Source organism: Amycolatopsis minnesotensis (assembly GCF_039529815.1).
Lineage (GTDB): Bacteria > Actinomycetota > Actinomycetes > Mycobacteriales > Pseudonocardiaceae > Amycolatopsis > Amycolatopsis minnesotensis.
The window spans coordinates 1-18,702 of the sequence record NZ_BAAANN010000006.1; the positions used below are offsets into that span (position 1 = coordinate 1).

Sequence of the window (18,702 nt, forward strand, 5' to 3'; positions counted from 1 at the left end):
CGGCGTCAGATTCCCCGAAGGCGACCTTCACGGACCAAGGCCCCGACGGCTCCACGCATCCGCCACCCACCTCACCGGAACCGACGCGCACACATCACTGTGGCCTTCAGGGCATACCGCTGTGGTGCCGCCACCCCGCGATGGTGGTGCGAAGGCCGAGTTTGGGGCGCTCAGTGCTGCCCACCCGTCGCCCGACCACCACCCCTACGGAAACGCTTCGCGTTGCTGTGTCCGCCCACCCGTCGCCCGACCACCACCCCTACGGAAACGCTTCGCGTTGCTGTGTCCGCCCACCCGTCGCCCGACCACCACCCCTACGGAAACGCTTCGCGTTGCTGTGTCCGCCCACCCGTCACCCGACCACCACCCCTACGGAAACGCTTCGCGTTGCTGTGTCCGTCAAGGTGGCCTTCAGGGGCATGCAGCGCGCACTCGATACGCGAGCAGGTTCCCGAATGTGACCCGCAGGGCACGAAACCACAGCCCACCCTGCACGCGATCTTCACGGAATCACTCATCTGAGGCGGTTCGCGACTGACCGGTCGGTGTCCGGCGGAGTTCGTCGAGCCAGGCCAGGTGACCGCCGAGGGCTTCGTTGCCCGCCGGGGTCAGCTGGAACCAGGTGCGAGGCCGTCGCCCGACCGCGCCCTTGGTGACCTCGATGTACCCGGCGTCCTCGAGGATCCGGGCGTTCTTCGACACCGACGAGTCCGCGACGCCGACGATCTCGCGCACCGTGGCGAACTCGACCTTGGTTGCGCCTTGCAGCAGCGCGCACATCGCCAGCCGGGTGCCCGCCTCCAGCAACGGATCTCGCTTGGCCGCCGCGCCGCTGCTCACGGGCGCACTACGCGGCCGTCGCGGATGTCGCGTCGCATGGCGGCGTTCATCCCGCACATCAGCCCGGCGCCGATGACGGCGGTGGCGATCGCGACCGCGATCCCCGGCCCGGTCTCCTCGGCACGGACCAGCAGGTTCACCGCGACGATCCCGGCCACGCCCACGACGAGAAGTGCCACGCCGGTGAGCCGGGTGGAGGGGTAGGCCCGCAGCGTCTTGCGGGAAAACGCCGTTCCCCGGAGCCGCGAGAGCAGCAGGTCGCCGAAGAGCAGGATGACCAGGCTGGGCCACATCACAGCCTGGTACGCGCCGCTCCACGTCGTCAGATGCGGTACCAGCGGTGCCGCGAGCAGGCCCAGCAGCGCCAGCCCCATCAGCCCGATGTACCACCAGGGCCACCGCGCCCGCTGCGCCAGTGCGTCGCGCGCCTGCCCGGCCAGGGCCGTTCCGTCGGTTTCTTCGCTCATGGTCTCTCCCAAGTCGGCAGTGGGTGAAGTACTTTCCCTTTCGAAAGTACTTCGTCGAGGTGCTGAGCGCAAGCGCGGTGCGACCGTTTGTCAGGGGTGCCACGGGGGTATTCCTGGTCGAATCCCGAGACGGATGATCCCGTGAAGGTCGTGTGAAGGGCGGCTCGTGGTTCGGTGTCCTGCGGGTCGCGTTCGGGAACCTGGTTGCGTATCGAGTTGCGCGCGCCCTTGACCCTGAAGGCCACCTTGACGGCACTGAGCGCCGTGAAGGATGCTCCTATAGAGGCCGAGGTGGGGTCCGCTGCGCATGCCCTGAAGGTGCCCTTCGGGGAATCTGACGCCGCGAAGGTGACCTTCAGGGCATGCGCTGGGATTTCGCCGCCCGCGCCTCTTCCCCCGTCCGCGCTCAGGCCCCTGCAGGGACCTTCAGGGATGTGCATGCCGCGGATGCGGCCTTCACCGGGGCTGCTCCGCTCCAGGGCGCATGCCCTGAAGGTGCCCTTGAGGGAATCTGACGCCGCGAAGGTCACCTTCAGGGCATCAGCACCACCACGCCGCACGCCGGGAGGGGCGAGATCGCGGCGTCAGATTCCCCGAAGGCGACCTTCACAGACCAAGGCCCCGACAGCTCCACGCATCCGCCACCCACCTCACCGGAACCGACGCGCACACATCACTGCGGCCTTCAGGGGCATTCGCCCGCGCCGCGAGCAGCCCGCCATCGCCGACAACCACCAACCCCAACTTCACGAAATCACTTATCGAGGGAGAGCCATGGTCGACGTCGAACGGATCTTCACCGTGCGCAAGCCGGTGGACACCGTCATCGAGTACTTGAAGGACTTCTCGCACAGCGAACGCTGGGACCCCGGCACGGTGTCCTGCCGCCGCACCGGCAGCGGGCCACTCGGCGTCGGTGCCGAATGGCACAACGTCACGGAGTTCCGGGGGAAGAAGACCGAGTTGACCTACCGGCTCGACCGCGCCGAACCGGGGCGCCTCGTGTTCGTCGGCACCAACAAGACGGTCACCTCGACCGACGATCTCACGCTCACCGCGCTGGGCGAGGGCACGCGCGTCACCTATCGCGCCACGATCACCTTCCACGGCCTCGCGAAGCTCGCGGACCCGTTCCTGAAACGCGAGTTCGAGAGGCTCGGGGACGAGGTCGTCAGCACCATGACCGAAACGCTGGAAGCGCTCTGACTCCTACGCGGCGTCGACCGCGCCCGATCGAGCGGGTGCCGGTTCCTCGCAGCGGCCGAGATCGACCGGGCGTTCCAGTGCCACGTGATTGTCCGGCACGGAGATCGAATGGAGCGTGCCTCGGCTCGGGGTCACCCAAGGTCAAGCCGCATACGCCTACACCGTGTTCTCACTCGGAATGGTGGTGTCGCGGCTGGCCGGTGCCTCGGTGCAGGAGCGGTAGGGGCCCTCGGTCACGCTGGTCGTCGGCGCGGTGCTCGCCGGCGGCGGGGTCATCGCCGCTGCCGTCATCGCGGTGCCCGCCGTCGGGTACGCCGGCTTCGCCTTAGCCGGAATCGGTGCCGCCGCGTCGTTTCCCTTGGCGCTCAGCTTGGCGGGGAAACAAGGAAAGCGGGCCGATGGGAGCGGAGGTGAGCGCGAGATCGCCTTCGTCGGGACCGTCGGCTACACCGGTTTCGTCGCGGCGCCGCCGGTCATCGGCCTGATCGCCCAGCACAGTTCCCTCGCCGTCTCGTTCGGCCTGGTCGGTGTCGTCGCGTTGGTGATCGCGCCCTTGGCGAGAGGATTCGGCGTGGCGCGAAAGGAGCGCCCGATCCGTCAGCGTGTGCGGGAAACCCGGTCAATCCTTTGAGGACGGTGTGCCGCCCGTCTCGGAGAGGCGGCCGAGCAGGAAGGCTCGCTCGGCTTCGTTGTCGGTCAGCGCGAGCGCGCGTTCGTATTCCGCGGCCGCTTCCGGTGCTTTTCCGAGCCGTCGCAACAGATCGGCTTTGACGGCGGGCAGGTAGCGGTAGCCCACCAGCCCGCCGTCGCGTTCGAGGGACTCGATCTCGGCCAGCGCGGGTGCGGGGCCGTCCGCCATCGACACCGCGACGGCGCGGTTGAGCGCGACCACGGGGGATGGCCACACCTTCAGCAACGCGTTGTACAGCACCAGTATCTGTGGCCAATCCGTGTCCGAATAGGACGGTGCGGAAGCGTGCAGCGCCGCGATCGCGGCCTGCAGCGCGAACCGGCCCGGTCCGCCGCCGCGCAGCGCCCCCACCACGAGTTCGTGGGCTTCCGCGATGACGCCGGCGTCCCACACCGAGCGGTCCTGTTCTTCCAGGAGCAGCAGGCGCCCGTCGTCGGCGGTGCGCGTGGCGCGGCGGGCGTGGTTGGCCAGCAGCAGCGCGAGCAGCCCGCGGACCTCGCACTCGCCCGGCAGCAGGCCGTGCAGCAGGCGCGCCAGGTCGAGCGCGTGCTCCGCGATGCCGGTTCGAGTCAGCTCGGGCCCGGTCGGGGCGGTGTGGCCGGTGGTGAACAGCAGGTGGATCACGGTGAGCACGGCGTCCACGCGCGCGGGCAGCTCGGCGGCGCCCGGCATCCGGAACGGGATGCCCGCCGTCGCGATCTTCTTCTTCGCCCTGGTGATCCTGGCCGCCATGGTCGGCTCGGAGACCAGGAACGCCTTCGCGACGTCCGGTGTGGCCACCCCGCACACCACCCGGAGCGTGAGCGCCACCTGAGCCTCGACGGCCAATGCGGGGTGGCAGCACAGGAAGACCAGCCGCAGCCGGTCGTCGCCGTCCGAGGCCGGGGCACCGGCCCGCTCCGGTTCGACCAGCAGGTGCAGCTTGGACCGCAGCGTCCGCGCCCGGCGCAGCGCGTCCAGCGCGTTGTGCCGGGCGGCGGTGGTCAGCCAGGCACCCGGTTTCGACGGCACGCCGCCGCGCGTCCAGTCCCCGAGCGCGGCGGCGTAGGCGTCCTGGACGCATTCCTCGGCGAGATCGAGATCGCGCGTGACGCGCACCGTCGCGGCGAGCACGGCGGCCCACTCGTGACGGTGCGCGTCCGCGACCGCTTGCCGGGCAGGGTTCACACGCCGAGCACCGGCCGCACCTCGACGGCGCCGTCCATGATCGGCAACAGCTTGCCGATGGCGATCGCGGTGTCGAGATCGGCGGCCTCCACCACGAAGAACCCGGCGAGGACTTCCTTCGTCTCCAGGAACGGCCCGTCGGTGACCAGCCCGCCCTTGCGGATCGTCCGCGCGGTCGCGGCCGGTTCGAGGCCCTGTTCGTTGACGACCGTCGCGCCCATCGCGGCGATCTTCTCCCCGGCGCTCATGTTGGCCTCCATCACCTCGGGCGGGATGTCGGCGACGCCACCGGGGAGTTCCTTTTCGTAGATCAGGATCGCGTACTGCGGCATGGTTTCCCGTCCCCTCACCAGTTCCCCGTCTCCGGTCCCATCGCACCGTACGTCAGGTCGCCGTCGCGCGCGTAAGTGCTGGCCACGACGCCGGTCGCCGACGTCTCGGTGGCGACGAGCCGGAGCTTCGCCGGGATCGTGCCGTGCGCGAAGAGCTGCTGACCCGACCCGACGAGCACCGGGAAGGTGAACAGGCGGAGTTCATCGACGAGATCGTGCCGCAGCAGCGTCTGGACCAGACCGACGCTGCCGTGCACCTGGATCTCGCCTTCCACGTCGCGTTTGAGCGCGGCGACAGCTTCGGCGGCGTCGCCGGTGAGCAGCGCGGAGTTCTGCCACGACACGGTCTTCAGCGTCCGCGACGCGACGTGCTTCGGCATGCCGTTCAGCTTCGCCCCGATCCGGTCGTCCGGCTCGGCGAGCGGCCAGGTGGCGGCGAAGATGTCGTAGGTCCCGCGCCCGAGCAGCAGCGCGGCCGCCCGCTCGGTCCGCTCCGCGATCCGTTCGATCATCTCCTCGTCGAAATGCGGTACCGCCCAGCCGCCGTGCCGGAACCCGCCGCCCGCGTCCTCCTCGCCGCCGGGTGCCTGCACGACCCCGTCGAGGGACGCGAACTCCATCACCGTCAAAGTGCCCATGTCGTTCCTTCGTTCGTGACGGCGCCGGGATTGGCGCCATCACGAACTACGGCGAACGAACGAGCCCTCGATCGACAGCGAAGGCGGAAAAGTCAGTGGAAGCTGATCTGCAGCACGGGCTCCGAGGTGGCTTCGAAGAAGTCGTTGCCCTTGTCGTCGATGACGATGAAGGCGGGGAAGTCCTCGACCTCGATCTTCCAGACGGCTTCCATGCCCAGCTCGGGGTATTCGAGGACGTCGACCTTCTTGATGCAGTCCTGCGCCAGGCGCGCCGCCGGGCCGCCGATGGAGCCGAGGTAGAAGCCGCCGTGCTCGCGGCAGGCCGCGGTGACCTTCTTCGACCGGTTCCCCTTGGCGAGCATGACCAGCGACCCGCCCGCGGCCTGGAACTGCTCGACGTAGGAGTCCATGCGCCCCGCGGTGGTGGGACCGAACGAACCCGACGCGTAGCCCTCCGGCGTCTTCGCCGGGCCCGCGTAGTAGACGGGGTGGTCCTTCAGGTACTGCGGCATCTCTTCGCCCGCGTCGAGGCGTTCGGCGATCTTCGCGTGCGCGATGTCGCGCGCGACGACGAGCGGCCCGGTCAGCGACAGCCGCGTCTTCACCGGCAGCTCGGCGAGCTGCGCGCGGATCTGGGCCATGGGCCGGTTCAGATCGACGGTCACCACCTCGTCGGACAGGTCGTCCTCGGTGACCTCGGGGAGGAACCGGGCGGGATCGCGTTCGAGCTGTTCGAGGAACACGCCGTCGGCGGTGATCTTCGCCTTCGCCTGCCGGTCGGCGGAGCAGGACACCGCGATGCCGACCGGGCAGGACGCGCCGTGCCGCGGCAGCCGGATCACGCGCACGTCGTGGCAGAAGTACTTGCCGCCGAACTGCGCGCCGATGCCGAACTGGCGCGTCATCTCGAGCACCTGCTGTTCGAGATCGGGGTCGCGGAAGCCGTGCCCGGACGGTGAGCCCTCGGTCGGCAGGTCGTCCAGGTAGCGCGCCGACGCGAGCTTCGCGACCTTGAGGTTGAACTCGGCCGACGTGCCGCCGACGACGATCGCGAGGTGGTACGGGGGACAGGCCGCGGTGCCGAGGCCGCGCAGCTTCTCGTCGAGGAACTTCGCGAGCCGTTTCGGGTTCAGGACCGCCTTCGTCTCCTGGTAGAGGAAGGTCTTGTTCGCGCTGCCGCCGCCCTTGGCCATCACCAGGAACTCGTAGGACGGGTCTTCACCCCCGGCGGCGGTGTCACGGTGGTACAGCTCGATCTGCGCGGGCAGGTTCGTGCCGGTGTTGCGCTCTTCCCAGAAGTTCACCGGGGCCATCTGCGAGTACCGCAGGTTCAGCTCCTGGTAGGCCTCGAACACGCCCTTCGCCAGCGCGCGCTCGTCGTCACCGCCGGTGAGCACACCCTCGCCGCGCTTGCCGATGACGATCGCGGTGCCGGTGTCCTGGCACATCGGCAGCACCCCGCCTGCCGAGATGGCCGCGTTGCGCAGCAGGTCCATCGCGACGAACCGGTCGTTCCCGCTGGCTTCCGGGTCGTCGACGATCGCGCGCAGCTGGGCGAGATGCGAGGAGCGGAGCAGGTGCTGGATGTCGGTGATGGCGGCCCGCGCGAGCGTGGTGAGCGCGGCCGGGTCGATCTCGAGGAACTTCCGGCCCGCCGCCTCCACGACCCGGACGCCGTCCGGGGTGACGAGGCGGTACTCGGTGCGGTTGTCCGTGCCGAGCGGCAGGACCTCCGTGTAGTCGAACGGGGTGGTGGTGGCGTCAGTCACTGCGCGGGCTCCCTTGCACGCGATCGGAGAACACCTGACGGTACCGAACGCGGCACGGGAGATAGCGGAAGGCCGGGCCCACCCCGACGGACCCGACCTTCCGGGGAAAGCGGCACAGGTGCGAGCACCCTGCCGCGAAGACTTCCGCCCTAGTGGACGGAGCAACGGGCCCCGACCGTTGCATCCGACCGTCTCGTGACCTAGGTCATAAGTCAACGCGGCCGAACGGGTGGCTCAGCTGGCGTACGCGCGGAGCCGGTCCGCCCGCTCGCCCTGGCGCAGCTTGGACATGACCTCGCGCTCGATCTGGCGCACGCGCTCGCGCGACAGGCCGAAGTGCTTGCCGATCTGGTCCAGCGTGCGGGGCTGCCCGTCGTCGAGGCCGTAGCGCAGCCGGATCACGTGCTGCTCGCGGTCGTCGAGGGTGGCGAGCACGCGGCGCAGGTCGTCCTGCAGCAGCCCCGAGATGACGGCGCTTTCCGCGTCGGTGGCCTCGGAGTCCTCGATGAAGTCCCCGAGCGGCGCGTCCTCCTCGGTGCCCACCGGCATGTCGAGGGATACCGGGTCACGCGCGTGGTCGAGCAGGTCGGAGACCTTGTGGGCGGCGATCCCGGATTCGGCGGCCAGCTCTTCGTTGGTGGCCTCGCGGCCGAGTTGCTGGTGCAGGTCGCGCTTGATCCTGGCCAGCTTGTTCACCTGTTCCACCAGGTGGACCGGCAGCCGGATGGTGCGCCCCTGGTCGGCCATCCCCCTGGTGATGGCCTGGCGGATCCACCAGGTGGCGTAGGTCGAGAACTTGAACCCCTTGGAGTAGTCGAACTTCTCCACCGCGCGGATCAGACCCAGGTTCCCCTCCTGGATCAGGTCGAGCAGCGGCATTCCCCGGCCGGTGTAGCGCTTCGCGAGCGAGACCACCAGGCGGAGGTTGGCCTCCAGCAGGTGGTTCTTCGCGACGTGGCCGTCGCGCACCAGTGCGGACAGCTCGGAACGGCGCTTCGGCGTGAGGTTCTCCGCGGTGTCGCGCATGTGCGCGGCGAAGACGCCCGCTTCGATGCGCTTGGCCAGCTCGACCTCGTCGGCCGCGGTCAGCAGCGCGGTCTTGCCGATGCCGTTGAGGTACACGCGGACCAGGTCGGCCGCGGGGCTCTGCGCGTCGAGATCCGCACTCTCGGCCGGAAGTGTGGTTATGCTGGAATCGAGTGCGGACTCGGTGGCTTGCTTCGGGACCGTTCGCTGGCGGATCCCGCGAGCCTCGCGCTCGAGAGTCTGGACGGACATGTACTGCCTCCCCGGTCACGGGCTGACGTGGTGGAGTCACGTCGGCTGTGCTTCGTGAACCGCTGCCTGTGGAGTGCTTCGGTTCGCGACCCCAGCTTTGGCGGCTGGTTACTTGGGTCAACGCGAGCGGTTGCGAAATCGTTCCCGTGTTCCCGACAAGATGACGGGGCTGCCCTGGTATCGGTTGCTCCACCAAAGCTGAGGTTTTCCTGAGAGCGCCGCGGCCGTGAGCCGAGCCACGCCAACGGGAACGGCGGCGGCCCGAACAGTGGTTTAGACGAACTGTGGTCTAGACCTCTTTAGACTTCGACCAGAACGGTGCAGGGGCCGTCATTCACGCTGTGCACAGCCATCATGGCGCCGAATTTCCCGGTTTCCACCCGTGCGCCGCGTTCGCGCAGGGCGGACACCACCGCGTCCACGATCGGTTCGGCGACTTCGGGCCGCGCCGCCGCGGTCCACGACGGGCGCCTGCCTTTCCTGGTCTCTCCGTAGAGTGTGAATTGACTCACCACGAGTAGCGGTGCGCCGGTCGTGGCACAGGATTCCTCTTCGCGAAGAATGCGCAGTTCATGCAGTTTCCTGGCCATCGCGGTGACCTTCGTCTCGGTGTCTTCGGTGTCCTCGGTGTGCACGCCGAGGAGTACCAGCAGACCCGGTTCGCCGATCTCCCCGACGGTCGCGCCGCCGACCGTCACGCGCGCTTCGGTGACGCGTGCCACGACCGCTCGCATCAGGCGGGCACCACCATTCCGTGCCGCACCAGTTCCCTGATCATCGGCAGCGCGGCGCCGGAGAGTTCGTCCTCGTCCTGTCCGTGCGCGGCGGCGAGCAACGAGATGAGGTCCGACAGCGGGAGCGCGCCGCGGCAGCCCGCGAGGAGCGCCGCGGCCAGCTCGTCGACCTCGTGCTGCCAGCCGGGCCCATCGGTGCGGTGGAGCCTGCGCACCGTCGTTTCCCAGCCTTCGTCACCGGGGGTGTCGACGCGTTCCAGCAACACCGTCGGCGGTACCAGGAACGGCGTGTCGAGCAGCCCGTCCGCGTTCGCCCGCAGCCACGCGACGCGGTCGAGCCAGTCCGCGGCCTCCGCGCCGAGCGGGTCGTCGTAGGCCTGGCGGAGGTCCTCGCAGACGATCGTGGGGGCCGCGCCCATGGCGTCGTCACGGCGAAGGGTGACGAACCCGAAGCCGATGCCCTCGACGTCGTTGCCGTCGAACCAGTCGAGCCACGCGCTCGCCTTCGCCCTGCCCTGCGGTGACCGGGGGTCGATTCCCGCGTCGCGGAGCCAGGTTCCGACGTACAGCCCGGGATCGGCGATGTCGCGCTGCACGAACCACGCGTCGGTCCCGGCGGGCAGCCACCGCGCCACCCGGTCGCCCCAGTCCTCCCCGCGCACGTGCAGCCACGACGCGAGGAGCTGCCCGGTGCCGCCGTTGGCGAGGAACCCGGGGAGCTGCCGCACGACGAGCGCGCTCGCGTCGTCGCCGGCGAGGCCGGAGTCGCGGTAGGTGTAGTCGACCCGCGGCGGCCCGACGACGAACGGCGGATTGCACACGATCTGGTCGAACCGCCGCCGCGCGACCGGGGCGAACCACTCGCCCCGGAGCAGCTCGACGTCGAGTCCGTTGAGCAGGAACGTCGCCTTCGCGAGCGCCAGCGCGCGGGCGGACACGTCGGTCGCGGTCACCTTCGCGGCGTGCCGCGAGGCGTGCAGTGCCTGGACACCGTTCCCGGTGCCGACGTCGAGCAGGGTGCCGACCGGCCGCCTGCTGGTCGCCCTGATCAGGCTCAGCGAAGCGTGCCCGACGCCCAGCACGTGATCGGCAGGCACCTCGCCGCCGAGCTGGTCGGAGTCGAGGTCCGACAGGACCCACCAGAAGCCTTCCTCGTCGCTGTGCGGGCGCAGGTCGAGACCGGCTCGCACGCCCTCGGTGGCGACCCGGAGCAGGCCCAAGTCGATCGCGTCGGCGATCGGGACCGGTGACAGGGCGGCCGCCGCCTCGACTTCGGCCACGGGCTCGCCGAGGAGGAACAGCCGGATGAGCGCGCCCAGCTCACCCGCGTCCCGTGTCGCGCGGATGGCGGGCTCCGGCTCGCCTCGGCCCAGCGCGGCGTGCGCCTGCCCGCCGAGGACGTCGACCACGCCGTCGGCCGTGTAACCGGCGCGGAGCAGGGCGTCGCGCAGGCGCGCGCACAGTTCGGGCGAAAACTCGGGCTGGTCAGCGTTCACGGCTTCTCCGCTGGGAAACGCGCGTCGTCGGTGTTCACGGGCGATCATGCTGCCACGATGGCGAAGTGACACCTCAACGCCGCGCCGCCGTCCTCGCCCCGCTCGAGTCGAAACTCGCCGACCTCGAAGCCCTCTACGTCGACCTGCATCGGCACCCCGAGCTGTCGTTCGCGGAGACGCGCACCGCCGCGGAACTCGCGCGCAGGCTCGAAGCGTCGGGGTACGAGGTGCACACCGGGATCGGCGGGACCGGCGTGCTGGGCGTGCTGCACAACGGCACCGGGCCGACGGTGCTGCTCCGCGCCGACATCGACGCGCTGCCCGTCGAGGAAAAGACCGGGCTCGATTACGCGAGCACCGTGCGCGCGATCGGCGACGAGGGCACCGAGGTGCCGGTGATGCACGCCTGCGGCCACGACATGCACGCCACCTGGCTCAGCGGCGCGGCCGATCTCCTCGCGGGCGGGCGCGAGGAGTGGTCCGGCACGGTGCTCGTGGTGTTCCAGCCGGGGGAGGAGAAGGGGGACGGCGCGGCGCGCATGGTCGCCGACGGCGTGTTCTCGTACGCGGGCAAGCCGGACGTGGTGCTCGGCCAGCACGTCGTGCCCGGTCCCGCGGGCTGGGTGCTGACGCGGCCGGGAGTGCTCATGGCCGCGACGGACGCGCTCCGGATCACCTTGCACGGCAAGGGCGGGCACGGTTCGCGGCCGGAGACCACGGTGGACCCCGCGGTGCTCGCCGCGTCCGTGGTCCTGCGCCTGCAGACGATCGTGTCGCGCGAGATCTCGGCGACCGAGTCGGCCGTCGTCACCGTCGGGTCGGTGCACGTCGGCACCGCGCACAACATCATCGCCGACCACGCGACCCTCGAGGTGAACATCCGCACCTTCGACGAGCAGGTCCGGGCACGCGTCGTCGCGGCGGTGGAACGGATCGTGCACGGGGAGGCGGTCACCGCGGGCTCACCGAAGAGCCCCGACATCGAGCACATCGGCACCTTCCCGGTGACCGCCAACGACGAAACGGCGACGGCCGCGCTCGCCGCCGCGTTCGGCGAGCACTTCGGCCAGGAGCGCTCGATGGGGGCGCCGCTGGTCACCGGCAGCGAGGACTTCAGCGAGTTCGGCCGCGCCGCCGGGGTGCCGTCGGTGTTCTGGCTGGTCGGCGGGATGGACCAGGAGGCGGTGGTCACCGCGATGACCGCGGGCAGGTTCGAAGAGGACATCCCGTCCAACCATTCGCCGCTGTTCGCACCGGTGGTGCACCCGACCCTTGCGACGGGCGTGGAAACGCTCGTCGTGGGCGCGCTGCAGTGGCTCGGCGCGCGGTGAACCCGCCCCACTGTCGTTCCGCGTGGCGGGGTGGGACGATGGACGCCAGGAGGTGATGTCGTGAGCGAGCGGGCATCCGAATCGCGGGACGTCACCCCGGTGCTGATCACCGAGGCCGCCCCTTCCTACGACGAGCAGTTCGCGGCGCGCAAGCGCAAGTACATGCTCATGATGGGGCTGCGCTTCCCGTGCCTCATCCTGGCCGGGATCTTCTACCACACCTGGTGGCTCGCGCTCGGGTTCATCGTGCTGTCGGTGCCGTTGCCGTGGATGGCGGTGCTGATCGCGAACGACGGCCCGCCGCGCAAGTCGGAGAAGATGAGCGGCTACCAGCGCGAGGCCAAGGCCATCGAAAGCCGCAGCCATCAAGTAATCGACGGCGGCTGAGGAGTGCTCACGGCCTGAGGGAGCCCTTCGCGGCGTCAGATTCCCTCAAGTTCCCTCAAGGTCCCCTTCGGGGTACGCGGCTTGGAGCAAGCAGGCATCGCGAAGGCTGGATCCGCGGCCGTCGTGCCTCTGGATGGGAGCATCCTTCAGGGACTTGAGCGCCAGGATCTCGGCCCGCGAGCGAGCAGCAGCCGCCACCGCCCCGGAAAGTACGCGTCAGCGGGTGAGGTCGTAGACCGTCGCTGTCATGGTGCCAGCGTGGTGATCCGACCTCGGCCGCCGTTGTGCCCCTGCTGTGCCCCTGCTGTGCGCGGGAGCCGGACCTCGAACCGGGTCAGCCCCGGTTCGCTGGTCGCGGTCACCGTGCCGCGGTGCGCCACCACCACCGCGGCGACGATCGCCATCCCGAGCCCCGTGCTGCCCGCGACGCGCGAGCGCGAGGAATCGCCGCGGGCGAACCGTTCGAACACGCTCGGCAGCACCAAGGGATCGATGCCGGGACCGTCGTCGGTCACGGTCAGCACGACGTCTTCGCCGGACAGCGCGAGCGCGGTCGTGATCGTCGTCCCCGGCGGCGTGTGGGTCCTGCCGTTGGACAGGAGATTCGCGAGAACCTGGTGCAGCCGCTGGGCGTCCCCGGTGACGAGAACGGCGTCTCGGGGGAGGTCGATGGCCCACTCGTGCCGTGGCCCCGCGATCCGCGCGTCACCGACGACGTCGGTCACCAGCCGTGACAGGTCCACATCGGACAGTTGGAGCGGGCGTCCTTCGTCGAGCCTGGCGAGCAGGAGCAGGCCTTCGACGAGGCTCGTCATCCGGTCCGCTTCGGACTCGATGCGGCCGACCGCGTGGGCGAGCCCCGGTGACGGCGCGGCCTGCCGGGCCGCCAGCTCCGCGAAACCCCTGATGGCCGCGAGCGGTGTGCGCAGCTCGTGGCTGGCGTCGGCGACGAACCGCCGGACGCGCAGCTCGTTTTCGTGCCGGGCGGACAGCGCGTCGCCGACGTGCCCGAGCATCCGGTTGAGCGCCGCGCCGACCTGACCGATCTCCGTGCGGGGGTCGGTGTCCGGTACGCGTTCGGACAACGCCACCTCGCCGCGGTCCAGCGGCAGTTCGGCGACCCTGGTCGCGGTGGCGGCCATCCGGTCGAGCGGGCGCAGCGTCCGGCGCACCGCCGCCGCGCCGGCGAACCCGGTGCCGAGCACCACGGCGAAGGCGGCCCCGCCGAAGATCAGGCCGACGGTGAGCAGGGTGTCGTGGACACCGCTCAGCGGCAGCCCGGTGACGATCGCCCCGTCCGGCACCGGGATGGACGTCAGCCGGTAGTCGCCGAGCGCGCCGAGCGCCTGCGTGTGCGGGCGCCCGTCCTGGGGGATGGCGGTGAGCGCGCCGGTCGTGGCCGGGTCCAGTTTCTGGCGCTCCCCGCGCGCCGAAAGGGTTGCCGCGTCGGCGATCCGGCCGTTCTGGATGCGCGCGTTGAGCGTGCCCGATGCCTGTCCCGGCGCGTCGAGCGGGTCGCCGTGCCCGTGGTCGCCGCTGAACGCGGTGGCGCGGATCGTCGCCGAGCCGAGCCGTTCGTCGACCTGGCGCGTCAGGAACGCGCCGAGCGCGAACTCGCTGACCACGCCGATGAGCACGCACGCCAGCGCCAGCAGCACGACGAGTGCGGCGATCAGCTTCGTTCGGAGCGGCCACTCGCGCGGCCGCCTGGCCCGCGGCTCCATGGCGTCCATGCTGCGGCGGGTTGGTGTGGACGCGGTGTGGGGTCGCTGTGAAGCAGCTGTGGGCTTCGCGCTCGCCGCTCGGTCAGTCGCCGAGGATCGGCGCGAGCCGTTGCAGCACCCACGCCGAACACCACCGGGACTCACTGTCCTTCGGGTCGATCACCGACTTCGCCAGCCGCGCGGCCAGCGCGGTCGCCTCCGGTGCCGTCCGGGGGTCGTCCGCCACCGCCAGCGCCGTGCTCCATTCCCATTGCATCAGCCTGGAAACTTCGGAGGCCACGCACAGCCGACGGACTCTCGGGTCCGTCTCCAGGATCTCGGCGACCAGCTCGGCGTTACGGCGTCCTGGCAGGAAGCCGATGATGGATACCGAGTTCGCGCGGAGCGTGCTCGTTTCGCCTTCCTTCGCCCAGCGCCGGAAGTTCTCTATCCCGGCGTCTCCGAGTAGCGGTGTTACGGCCACATCGATGGTGTTCGATGTCGGGCCTTCGCCGAAGATGCTCGGATCCCCGGCCTCGACGGCTTCCCGGATCTGCTCCAGATGCACATCGTCGTGGATCTTGCGGAGTCGTGGGTGGGTGATGTCGCGTCGGCGCATACCGGCTCCTAACACCTGCTCGTAGGCCGCGATCACGTCAGGGGTAGCCGGTCGGACGCCGGTTTCAACCTGTCGAGACAACCGGCGGAGTGGCTGACGTTCCCGGACACGCCGCCGGATGAGGCTCAGCCGGGCTGAAACCGCTCGTAGTGCACCGCGCCCGGCTCGACGAGGTGTTCTTCGAGAACCGAGCGAGCCAGTTCGGTGAGCCCGTGCGGCGCGCACACGAACCACTCGTCCACGGTCACCGGGTGCAGGCGCGCCTCCAGCAGCGTGCGCAGCCTGGTCTCGGTCAGCCGCCCCCGGTGGTACTCCTCGTACGACACCGCGAGCGCCTCGGCGACCACGTCGGCGCGCTTCGGCGCACGCGCGCGGTGCAGGTCGGGGTCCCGCTCGTCGGTGCGGTAGTGCAGGATCCGCAGCCGTCCGTCGGTACCGGCGGCCAGCGAGGTCAGTTCCTCGGCGAACATCGTGCTGGCGCCGCTCCGGTTGACGTACAGCAGCGTGAACCGGCTCTGCGGCTCCTCGGCGAGCACGGCCGTGAGCACCGGGAGGACGGGCGCGATCCCGGACCCGCCCGCGACCGCGACGTAGTGCTTCGCCGCGCCGGGGTCGGTGGTGAGCGCGAACCGGCCGGTACCGGCCCGCACCGAAAGCCGGTCGCCCGGCCGGAGATCCGCGAAAACGGGCCCGTCATCGGCTTCCCGTACCGCGATCGTCAGCGTGCCGGGCTCCGACGGGCACGGCACGTAGGTCCGGTGCCGGCCGCCCGCGACCGGCCGCACGATCACCTGGGCCGCGGGCCCCTGCCGGAACTCCGCTCGCAGGTCCGGCGGCACCGCCATCCGGATCGAGGTGGCACCCGCCGCGATCCGCCGCACCTCCGAGACGGCGAGTTCGCGGAACCGGCCCGTCGTGGCGGGAGCCGCCGGGGCGGTGGCCCGCCGGTGGCAGGGGATCGCCGGTTTCCGGTGGTGCTTCCGGAACCGGTCGCGGTAGACGGCGGCGGGGAACCGGTGCGGCCGCGCCGGCTCGTGCCGCGGGCCGCGGAAGACGTACCAGCCGAACGCCACCGCGCCGAGCCGCTGGGGCAGCAGGTACAGCAGCACCACTTCGGGACCGTGCCCCGCGGCCACGACCGTGGCCAGCGTGCCCAGCCAGACCAGCGTGAACACGGCCGTTTCGGCGATTTCGGCGCGCGGCCGCCCCGAGCGCCTCGGCAGGTACCGGACGAGGTAGGCGAGGTCGATCGCGAGCCACCTGAGCAGCAGCCGCCACCACGGCACGTCCGGGCGCCACGTCGCGGGCACCTCGCCCGCGGCCAGTACGCGGTGCTGTTCCAGGTGCACGAACCGGAACAGCGGGAACGAGCCGCACACCGCGAAGAACGGCGTGGCGAGCCTGCCGAGGAGCTCGTTCACCCAGGTCAGCCTGCCGCTGGTGTGGTGGATCGAGTGATGGGCGACGACGATCATCGCGATCGTGGCGAGCGACTGCGCCGGGACGGTCACCCAGAACGGCAGGACCCCGGCGAGCGCGAGCAGGAGCGCGCACGACCACAGCGCGAAACCGGCGCCGAACACCGTGACGGCCGAAACCGAGACCGGTGCCAGCGAGGCGCGCGGGCCGGTTGCGCTCAATGCACGGTCACGGGCTTGACGACGCGTGTCGACGACCGACATGTCGGACCTGGCTCCTCGCGCGGGGACCCCCGGGTGACGGGGTTTTCTGAGAAGAAGGTAGGCATCCGGTCGCGGGTTGTAAACCGGAACGACGCCCCGAACCAGGCCGGACGAGCCGCTGGCCTAGACTCGGGCGTCCCGGTCTTAACCTGACCAGGCATCATCCGAAATCTTTACGCTCGAGGAGAATACGTTGAAGAGCACCGTCGAGCAGCTCAGCCCGACGCGAGTCAAGATCAATGTCGAGGTGCCGTTCGACGAGCTGAAGCCGAACTTCGACCGCGCGTACCGCAAGATCGCCCAGCAGGTGCGCATCCCCGGCTTCCGTCCCGGTAAGGCACCCGCTCGCGTGCTGGAAAGCCGGATCGGCCGCGCGCCGGTGCTCGACGAGGTCGTCAACGAGGTCATCCCGGCCAAGTACATGGAGGCCGCGCGCGCCGAAGAGCTGCGCGTACTCGGCCAGCCGGAGTTCGAGGTGACCAAGCTCGAGGACCGCGAGGTGCTCGAGTTCACCGCCGAGGTGGACGTCCGTCCCGAGATCACCCTGCCGGACTTCGACGGCCTCGCCGTCAGCGTCGACGACGTCGAGCTGACCGACGGCGAGGTCGACGAGCAGCTCGACGAGCTGCGCGCCCGGTTCGGCACGCTCACCGGCGTCGAGCGGCCCGCGGCGGACGGCGACTTCGTCTCGGTCGACCTGGCCGCGACCGTCGACGGCGAAGCCGTCGAAGAGGCGTCGACCAGCGGTCTGTCCTACGAGATCGGCTCGGGCCAGCTCGTCGACGGCATCGACGACGCCATCATCGGCGCCGAGGCCGGCGAGACCAAGACCTTCACCACGCAGCTCGTCGCCGGCGAGTACGCGGGCAGGGACGCCGAGGTCACGGTGACCGTGCAGTCGGTCAAGCAGCGCGAGCTGCCCGAGGCCGACGACGAGTTCGCCCAGCTCGCCAGCGAGTTCGACACCCTCGACGCGCTCAAGGACGACCTGCGCGAGCGCCTCGGCCGCGTCAAGAAGATGCAGCAGGGCGTGCAGGCGCGGGACAAGATCCTGGAGCAGCTGCTCGAGAGCACCGAGGTCCCGCTGCCGGAGAAGGTCGTCGAGGGCGAGATCGAGAACCGCAAGCACGACGCGGTGCACCCGTTCGACCACGACGAGGACGCCTTCGCGAAGGCGCTCGAGGCCGAGGGCAAGACCCTTGACGAGTTCAACGCCGAGGTCAAGGAGGAGTCGGAGAAGGCGGTCCGCACGCAGCTGCTGCTGGACACCATCGCCGACGAGGCGCAGACCCAGGTCAACGACGGCGAGCTCACCGAGCGGATCATCTACCAGGCGCAGCGCTACGGGGTGAGCCCGGACGAGTACGTCCAGCGCGCCCAGCAGTCCGGCCAGCTGTCCGCGATCTTCGCCGACGTCCGCCGCGGCAAGGCGCTGGCGTCGGTGGTGCGCAAGGCGACCGTGACCGACGCTTCCGGGACGGCCGTCGACCTCGAGGAGCTGTTCGGCAAGGACGAGTCCGAGACCCCTTCGGGTGAGGCGGACGAGACTCAGGTCACCGAGGTCGAGGGAACAGTCTCCGACAAGTAAAGCTCTCAGCGAACTTGGGCGGTGTCAGGCATTCTGCACCGCCCAAGTTCGTTAGGGTCGGTGGCAAGATCCAGTGAATCCGAGCTGGGAAAGACACACCGTGGCTCCCGTGGTCCGGGTGCCACAAGCGGCGAAAAGGCAGGCAGACGTGACGAAGCACATGCCCGAGGCGCGGACCAGCACCGCGGGGCTCAACCTGACCGACTCGGTATTCGAGCGGCTGCTCCAGGAACGCATCGTCGTGCTCGGGTCCGAGGTCAACGACGAGGTGGCGAACCGGATCACCGCCCAGCTGTTGCTGCTGGACGCCGATGACTCCGAGTCCGACATCACCTTCTACATCAACTCGCCCGGCGGTTCCGTGCCGTCGGGCTTCGCCATCTACGACACGATGCAGCTGATCAAGTCCGATGTGGCCACCTACGCGATGGGCATGGCCGCTTCGATGGGGCAGTTCCTGCTCTCCTCCGGCACACCGGGCAAGCGGTACTCGCTGCCGCACGCGCGCATCCTGATGCACCAGCCCTCGTCCGGGATCAGCGGCACCGCGTCGGACATCGCGATCCAGGCCGACCTGTTCAACAAGTGGAAGCGGGAACTGGCCAAGATCACCGCGGAGCAGACCGGCCAGACGATCGAGCAGATCATCGCCGACGGCGACCGCGACCGCTGGTTCACCGCCCAGGAAGCCAAGGAGTACGGCTTCGTCGACCACGTCCTCGAGCCGGGCAGTTCGCCAAGGGCGAAGAACTGAGCGCGCAGGTAAGTAGGAGA

At 70.0% G+C, this 18,702-nt stretch carries 18 protein-coding genes; 6 read left to right on the forward strand and 12 right to left on the reverse strand.

What is annotated here, in order from left to right; genetic code table 11:
- Positions 1-510: 510 nt before the first annotated feature.
- Entirely contained in the window at positions 511-840 is a 330-nt protein-coding gene (locus ABD256_RS08950) for a transcriptional regulator (RefSeq protein ID WP_344415556.1), read from the reverse strand.
- Positions 837-1,307, reverse strand: a complete 471-nt coding sequence (locus ABD256_RS08955) for a hypothetical protein (protein WP_344415558.1) — start codon at positions 1,305-1,307, stop codon at positions 837-839. The genes ABD256_RS08950 and ABD256_RS08955 overlap by 4 nt, the downstream gene beginning before the upstream one ends.
- A 774-nt stretch (positions 1,308-2,081) precedes the next feature.
- On the opposite strand from ABD256_RS08955, the gene ABD256_RS08960 reads away from it, so the two are divergent.
- Both ABD256_RS08960 and ABD256_RS08965 read left to right on the forward strand, forming a co-directional pair.
- On the forward strand, positions 2,082-2,513 hold the full coding sequence (locus tag ABD256_RS08960) for an SRPBCC family protein (protein WP_344415560.1): 432 nt from the start codon (positions 2,082-2,084) through the stop codon (positions 2,511-2,513).
- Positions 2,514-2,766: 253 nt separating this feature from the next.
- Positions 2,767-3,144, forward strand: a complete 378-nt coding sequence (locus ABD256_RS08965) for an MFS transporter (RefSeq protein WP_344415562.1) — start codon at positions 2,767-2,769, stop codon at positions 3,142-3,144.
- On the opposite strand, the gene ABD256_RS08970 is transcribed toward ABD256_RS08965, so the two are convergent.
- The 7 genes from ABD256_RS08970 to ABD256_RS09000 form a co-directional block, all read right to left on the reverse strand.
- Positions 3,133-4,371, reverse strand: coding sequence for an RNA polymerase sigma factor (locus tag ABD256_RS08970; protein WP_344415564.1), 1,239 nt, complete (start codon positions 4,369-4,371; stop codon positions 3,133-3,135). The two genes, ABD256_RS08965 and ABD256_RS08970, sit on opposite strands and share 12 nt — an antisense overlap.
- Positions 4,368-4,721, reverse strand: coding sequence for a YciI family protein (locus ABD256_RS08975; protein WP_344415566.1), 354 nt, complete (start codon positions 4,719-4,721; stop codon positions 4,368-4,370). Before ABD256_RS08975 ends, ABD256_RS08970 begins: the two co-directional genes overlap by 4 nt.
- Positions 4,718-5,341 (reverse strand): dihydrofolate reductase family protein, encoded by a 624-nt coding sequence (locus ABD256_RS08980; RefSeq protein ID WP_344415568.1) that lies wholly within the window; start codon positions 5,339-5,341, stop codon positions 4,718-4,720. Before ABD256_RS08980 ends, ABD256_RS08975 begins: the two co-directional genes overlap by 4 nt.
- 92 nt (positions 5,342-5,433) lie before the next feature.
- Positions 5,434-7,110, reverse strand: a complete 1,677-nt coding sequence (locus ABD256_RS08985; RefSeq protein ID WP_344415570.1) for a fumarate hydratase — start codon at positions 7,108-7,110, stop codon at positions 5,434-5,436.
- A gap of 234 nt (positions 7,111-7,344) precedes the next feature.
- Positions 7,345-8,388, reverse strand: a complete 1,044-nt coding sequence (locus tag ABD256_RS08990) for a sigma-70 family RNA polymerase sigma factor (RefSeq protein ID WP_344415572.1) — start codon at positions 8,386-8,388, stop codon at positions 7,345-7,347.
- A 299-nt stretch (positions 8,389-8,687) separates the two neighbouring features.
- On the reverse strand, positions 8,688-9,122 hold the full coding sequence (gene dtd, locus ABD256_RS08995) for a D-aminoacyl-tRNA deacylase (RefSeq protein ID WP_344415574.1): 435 nt from the start codon (positions 9,120-9,122) through the stop codon (positions 8,688-8,690).
- Positions 9,122-10,618, reverse strand: a complete 1,497-nt coding sequence (locus ABD256_RS09000) for a DUF7782 domain-containing protein (protein WP_344415576.1) — start codon at positions 10,616-10,618, stop codon at positions 9,122-9,124. The genes dtd and ABD256_RS09000 overlap by 1 nt, the downstream gene beginning before the upstream one ends.
- A 65-nt stretch (positions 10,619-10,683) precedes the next feature.
- On the opposite strand from ABD256_RS09000, the gene ABD256_RS09005 reads away from it, so the two are divergent.
- Together ABD256_RS09005 and ABD256_RS09010 are read left to right on the forward strand one after the other, a co-directional pair.
- Positions 10,684-11,949, forward strand: a complete 1,266-nt coding sequence (locus tag ABD256_RS09005; RefSeq protein ID WP_344415578.1) for an amidohydrolase — start codon at positions 10,684-10,686, stop codon at positions 11,947-11,949.
- A 60-nt stretch (positions 11,950-12,009) separates the two neighbouring features.
- A complete protein-coding gene (locus ABD256_RS09010; RefSeq protein WP_344415580.1) occupies positions 12,010-12,336 on the forward strand; it encodes a DUF3099 domain-containing protein in 327 nt (108 codons plus the stop codon).
- Positions 12,337-12,581: 245 nt separating this feature from the next.
- Here ABD256_RS09010 and ABD256_RS09015 read toward each other — a convergent pair whose 3' ends face one another.
- From ABD256_RS09015 to ABD256_RS09025, 3 genes are all read right to left on the reverse strand, one after another.
- Entirely contained in the window at positions 12,582-14,069 is a 1,488-nt protein-coding gene (locus tag ABD256_RS09015) for a sensor histidine kinase (RefSeq protein WP_425546408.1), read from the reverse strand.
- Between the two features lie 73 nt (positions 14,070-14,142).
- Complete coding sequence (locus ABD256_RS09020) at positions 14,143-14,658, reverse strand: XRE family transcriptional regulator (RefSeq protein ID WP_344415585.1); 516 nt, start codon at positions 14,656-14,658, stop codon at positions 14,143-14,145.
- A 125-nt stretch (positions 14,659-14,783) separates the two neighbouring features.
- The gene (locus tag ABD256_RS09025) at positions 14,784-16,340 is read right to left on the reverse strand and encodes a hypothetical protein (RefSeq protein ID WP_344415588.1); all 1,557 of its coding nucleotides are present in this window, start codon (positions 16,338-16,340) and stop codon (positions 14,784-14,786) included.
- A gap of 193 nt (positions 16,341-16,533) precedes the next feature.
- Here ABD256_RS09025 and tig point away from each other — a divergent pair, with 193 nt between their 5' ends.
- Together tig and ABD256_RS09035 are read left to right on the forward strand one after the other, a co-directional pair.
- The gene (gene tig, locus ABD256_RS09030) at positions 16,534-17,928 is read left to right on the forward strand and encodes a trigger factor (protein ID WP_344415590.1); all 1,395 of its coding nucleotides are present in this window, start codon (positions 16,534-16,536) and stop codon (positions 17,926-17,928) included.
- Between the two features lie 118 nt (positions 17,929-18,046).
- On the forward strand, positions 18,047-18,682 hold the full coding sequence (locus tag ABD256_RS09035; protein ID WP_344416178.1) for a ClpP family protease: 636 nt from the start codon (positions 18,047-18,049) through the stop codon (positions 18,680-18,682).
- Positions 18,683-18,702: the final 20 nt, after the last annotated feature.

Coding starts and splice junctions, on each gene's coding strand:
- ABD256_RS08990 (WP_344415572.1), bottom strand. CDS start 8,388: ATGTCCGTCCAGACTCTCGAGCGCGAGGCTCGCGGGATCCGCCAGCGA.
- ABD256_RS09015 (WP_425546408.1), bottom strand. CDS start 14,069: ATGGACGCCATGGAGCCGCGGGCCAGGCGGCCGCGCGAGTGGCCGCTC.
- ABD256_RS08955 (WP_344415558.1), bottom strand. CDS start 1,307: ATGAGCGAAGAAACCGACGGAACGGCCCTGGCCGGGCAGGCGCGCGAC.
- ABD256_RS09025 (WP_344415588.1), bottom strand. CDS start 16,340: ATGTCGGTCGTCGACACGCGTCGTCAAGCCCGTGACCGTGCATTGAGC.
- ABD256_RS08980 (WP_344415568.1), bottom strand. CDS start 5,341: ATGGGCACTTTGACGGTGATGGAGTTCGCGTCCCTCGACGGGGTCGTG.
- ABD256_RS09020 (WP_344415585.1), bottom strand. CDS start 14,658: ATGCGCCGACGCGACATCACCCACCCACGACTCCGCAAGATCCACGAC.
- ABD256_RS08960 (WP_344415560.1), top strand. CDS start 2,082: ATGGTCGACGTCGAACGGATCTTCACCGTGCGCAAGCCGGTGGACACC.
- dtd (WP_344415574.1), bottom strand. CDS start 9,122: ATGCGAGCGGTCGTGGCACGCGTCACCGAAGCGCGCGTGACGGTCGGC.